The sequence below is a fragment of the Scandinavium sp. genome, assembly GCF_051650185.1.
Taxonomy (GTDB): domain Bacteria; phylum Pseudomonadota; class Gammaproteobacteria; order Enterobacterales; family Enterobacteriaceae; genus Scandinavium.
Genome location: NZ_JBOFIN010000129.1, coordinates 1 through 4,454 on the forward strand (window position 1 = coordinate 1; position 4,454 = coordinate 4,454).

General features: G+C 54.2%; 4 protein-coding genes. 2 read left to right on the forward strand and 2 right to left on the reverse strand.

The window, feature by feature from the left end; genetic code table 11:
- The first annotated feature begins 59 nt into the window (after positions 1-59).
- Complete coding sequence (gene hupA / locus ACRCWW_RS17470) at positions 60-332, forward strand: nucleoid-associated protein HU-alpha (protein WP_006816568.1); 273 nt, start codon at positions 60-62, stop codon at positions 330-332.
- A gap of 12 nt (positions 333-344) precedes the next feature.
- Positions 345-1,037 carry a DUF1481 domain-containing protein gene (locus ACRCWW_RS17475; RefSeq protein ID WP_438683531.1) on the forward strand — a complete coding sequence of 231 codons (693 nt, stop codon included), beginning with the start codon at positions 345-347 and terminating at the stop codon, positions 1,035-1,037.
- Between the two features lie 62 nt (positions 1,038-1,099).
- On the opposite strand, the gene purD is transcribed toward ACRCWW_RS17475, so the two are convergent.
- Complete coding sequence (gene purD / locus ACRCWW_RS17480; protein WP_438683529.1) at positions 1,100-2,392, reverse strand: phosphoribosylamine--glycine ligase; 1,293 nt, start codon at positions 2,390-2,392, stop codon at positions 1,100-1,102.
- Positions 2,393-2,407: 15 nt separating this feature from the next.
- Positions 2,408-3,997 (reverse strand): bifunctional phosphoribosylaminoimidazolecarboxamide formyltransferase/IMP cyclohydrolase, encoded by a 1,590-nt coding sequence (gene purH / locus ACRCWW_RS17485; protein WP_438683530.1) that lies wholly within the window; start codon positions 3,995-3,997, stop codon positions 2,408-2,410.
- Between the last annotated feature and the right edge of the window lie 457 nt (positions 3,998-4,454).

The window sequence follows — 4,454 nt, forward strand, 5'->3', positions numbered from 1 at the left end:
CAGGCATTTTCGTCGCACTCGATGCTTAGCAAGCGATAAACACATTGTAAGGATAACATATGAACAAGACTCAACTGATTGATGTAATTGCGGACAAGGCTGATCTGTCTAAAGCACAGGCAAAATCTGCTCTGGAATCCACCCTGGCTGCTATTACTGAGTCTCTGAAAGAAGGTGATGCTGTACAGCTGGTTGGCTTCGGTACCTTCAAAGTGAACCACCGCGCTGAGCGTACTGGCCGCAACCCGCAGACCGGTAAAGAAATCAAAATCGCCGCAGCTAACGTGCCGGCATTTGTTTCTGGTAAAGCACTGAAAGACGCAGTTAAGTAAGACCGCGTGGCAGTGAACAGTTTTAATGAAGGGGCGGTTTCGCCCCTTTTGTCATTCTGGCGTCGTTCACTGATGCTGGCAGGCGCACTGTTGCTTTCTGCCTGCAGTCACAACTCATCACTCCCGCCGTTTACCGCCAGCGGTTATGCCGATAACCAGGGCGCGGTGCGTATCTGGCGAAAAGATTCTGATAACGAAACCCATCTGCTTGCGGCATTCAGCCCATGGCGGAGCGGGAACACTTCAACCAGCGAATATCGCTGGCAGGGCGATTCGCTCTCTCTGATTGAGCTCAATATTTACGGTAAGCCACCGGAACACATTCGCGTGCGTTTTGATGACCACGGTGAACTCAGTTTCATGCAGCGTGAAGTGGACGGTCAGAAGCAGCAGCTTTCCAATGACCAGATTGCGCTCTACCGCTATCAGGCACAGCAGATTCGCCAGACCAGTGATGCGCTGCGCCAAGGGCGCGTCGTGCTTCGCCAGGGGCGCTGGCACGCGAATCACACCGTGACGACCTGTGAAGGGCAGACGGTTTCGCCTGATCTTGAGAGCCGCGCCATTGCGCATATCGAACGCCGCCAAAGCCATTCGTCAGTGGAAGTGAGCGTGGCCTGGCTGGAAGCGCCGGAAGGATCGCAACTGTTGCTGGTGGCGAATGAAGATTTCTGCACGTGGCAGCCGAAAGAGAAGACGTTCTGAGTGCAGTAATCCCCTCTCCCTGAGGGTTAGGGTGAGGGGGAAATGCTGAAATTCGCTGGGACTTACTTCCCTTGCTCACGTGCAATCGCACGATAACCAATATCCCCACGGCTGAAGCAGCCATCCCAGTGAATATCTGTCATCAATGCGTAAGCACGCTTCTGTGCCTCAGCCACGGTTTCGCCCAGGGCCGTCACGCAAAGCACACGTCCACCGTTGGTCAGCACACGATCGTCTCCCGACAAGGTGGTGCCAGCCTGGAACACTTTTCCGCCTTCAACTTCTTCCAGAGGCAAACCGTGAATTTCATCACCGTTACGATAATTCCCCGGATAACCGCCAGCGGCCATCACCACGCCCAGTGAAGCGCGCGGATCCCAGCGGGAGGTTTTCTCGTCCAGTTTGCCTGCGCAGGCCGCCAGACACAGTTCAACCAAATCAGACTGCAGGCGCAGCATGATAGGTTGTGTTTCCGGGTCGCCAAAGCGGCAGTTGAACTCGATAACCTTCGGATTGCCTTCTTTGTCGATCATCAGCCCGGCATAGAGAAAACCGGTGTAAGTGTTCCCTTCCGCCGCCATGCCGCGCACGGTAGGCCAAATGATGCGGTCCATGGTGCGCTGATGCACGTCGTCTGTCACAACCGGGGCAGGTGAGTAAGCTCCCATTCCGCCAGTGTTAGGGCCTGTATCACCGTCACCGACACGTTTATGATCCTGGCTGGTGGCCATCGGCAGCACATTCTCGCCGTCGACCATCACGATGAAACTCGCTTCTTCACCGTCGAGAAACTCTTCGATGACGATACGGTGGCCTGCATCACCAAACGCGTTGCCCGCCAGCATATCGTTAACCGCCGCTTCGGCTTCTTCAAGCGTCATGGCGACAATCACGCCTTTCCCGGCAGCGAGACCATCAGCTTTAATGACGATAGGGGCCCCTTTCTCGCGCAGATAAGCCAGAGCTGGTTCAACTTCGGTGAAATTCTGGTATTCGGCGGTAGGGATGTTGTGGCGAGCCAGGAAATCTTTGGTAAACGCCTTCGACCCTTCCAGCTGGGCCGCACCCTGAGTTGGGCCGAAAATGGTCAGCCCTGCTTCGCGGAAAACATCCACCACGCCAATTACCAGCGGCGCTTCCGGCCCGACAATGGTCAGACCGATATCTTCGCTTTTGGCAAAGTTCAGCAGTGCAGGAATGTCGGTTGCGCTGATAGCCACATTTTTAAGAGTCGGTTCCAGGGCTGTGCCAGCATTGCCCGGCGCAACAAAGACGGTATCAACCAACGGCGACTGAGCGGCTTTCCAGGCCAGCGCGTGTTCGCGCCCACCGTTCCCAATGACTAAAACTTTCATCATCTGCTCCTGCAATTAATGGCGGAAGTGGCGCATGTCGGTGAAGATCATGGCAATACCATGTTCATCTGCCGCAGCGATGACTTCTTCATCACGAATAGAGCCGCCTGGCTGGATGACGCAGCTCACACCGACAGCGGCGGCAGCATCAATGCCATCACGGAACGGGAAGAAGGCATCGGAAGCCATGGCGGAGCCTTTCACTTCCAGACCCTCATCGGCGGCTTTAATACCTGCGATTTTGGCGGAGTAAACGCGGCTCATCTGGCCAGCACCTATCCCGATAGTCATGTTTTCTTTCGCATAAACGATGGCATTGGATTTCACGAATTTCGCCACTTTCCAGCAGAACAGCGCATCACGCAGCTCTTGTTCGGTTGGCTGGCGTTTGCTGACGACTCGCAGTTCGCCTGCAGTCACCATGCCGAGGTCGCGATCCTGAACCAGCAGGCCTCCGTTCACGCGTTTGAAATCCAGACCCGGTACGCGAGCGTTCCACTGACCGCAGGTCAGGACGCGAACGTTTTGTTTCGCGGCGGTGATTTGCAAAGCTTCTTCGCTGGCAGACGGAGCAATAATCACTTCAACAAACTGGCGGGAAATGATCGCCTGAGCGGTTTCGGCATCCAGCTCGCGGTTAAACGCAATAATGCCGCCGAACGCTGAAGTAGGATCGGTTTTATAAGCGCGATCGTAGGCATCCAGAATGGAAGTGCTTACCGCCACGCCACAAGGGTTGGCGTGTTTAACGATAACGCACGCAGGCTCGCTGAACTCTTTCACACATTCCAGCGCGGCATCGGTGTCGGCGATGTTGTTATAAGAAAGCGCTTTGCCTTGTACCTGCTGGGCTGTGGCAACAGACGCTTCCTTTACCTCTTCTTCTATATAGAAGGCAGCCTGCTGGTGGCTGTTTTCGCCATAGCGCATATCCTGCTTCTTAATGAAGTTCAGATTCAGAGTGCGAGGGAAGCGGCCAGAAGGCTCGTTGGTGTCGCCGTGATAGGCGGGAACCAGGCTGCCAAAGTAGTTGGCAATCATGCTGTCGTAGGCCGCGGTGTGCTCGAAGGCTTTGATCGCCAGATCGAAACGGGTGTCGAGAGTTAAGGATCCTTCATTAGCATCCATCTCTTCAATAATGGTGCTGTAATCGCTGCTCTTTACAACGATTGCCACATCTTTATGGTTCTTCGCGGCAGAGCGGACCATGGTAGGTCCGCCGATATCAATATTCTCGACCGCATCTTCCAGCGTGCAGCCTTCACGAGCGACGGTCTGCGCGAAGGGATAAAGGTTAACGACGACCATATCGATCGGCGCGATCCCGTGTTTTTCCATAATAGCGCCATCTTGATCGCGACGACCGAGGATCCCACCGTGCACTTTCGGGTGCAGCGTCTTCACGCGTCCATCCATCATCTCCGGGAAGCCGGTGTAGTCAGACACTTCGGTGACCGGCAGACCTTTTCCTGCCAGCAGGCTGGCAGTACCGCCCGTGGAGAGCAGCTCCACGCCGCGTTCGGAAAGGGCCTGTGCGAATTCGACAATACCGGCTTTATCAGAAACGCTAAGTAAAGCGCGGCGGACTGGACGACGTTGTTGCATGGTAGTAAATCCCCAGGATTTGAACATTACAGAGAGCGTTAGCTGAATTTTCCGCAAAAAACTCAGCTAACACACCCAATGAAGGCATCCTTGTCATAGCGCGGCATTGTAACGAAAACGTTTGCGCATCGCTCGCGATTTTTTGGATTTTTGCCGGTTTGTGGATAACTCTGTGTGTAAATGGGTATAAGGTAGGGTTTTGCTGTGGAATGCAGCAGTCAGTCATTTTTCTGTCATTTAGGCCTTGCGGGCTGCGGAGAACTCCCTATAATGCGCCTCCATCGACACGGCAGATGTGAATCACTTCACACAAACAGCCGGTTCGGTTGAAGAGAAAAAATCCTGAAATTCAGGGTTGACTCTGAAAGAGGAAAGCGTAATATACGCCACCTCGCGACAGAGCGCTAAAGCGCGTCGCAACTGCTCTTTAACAATTTATCAGACAATCTGTGTGGGC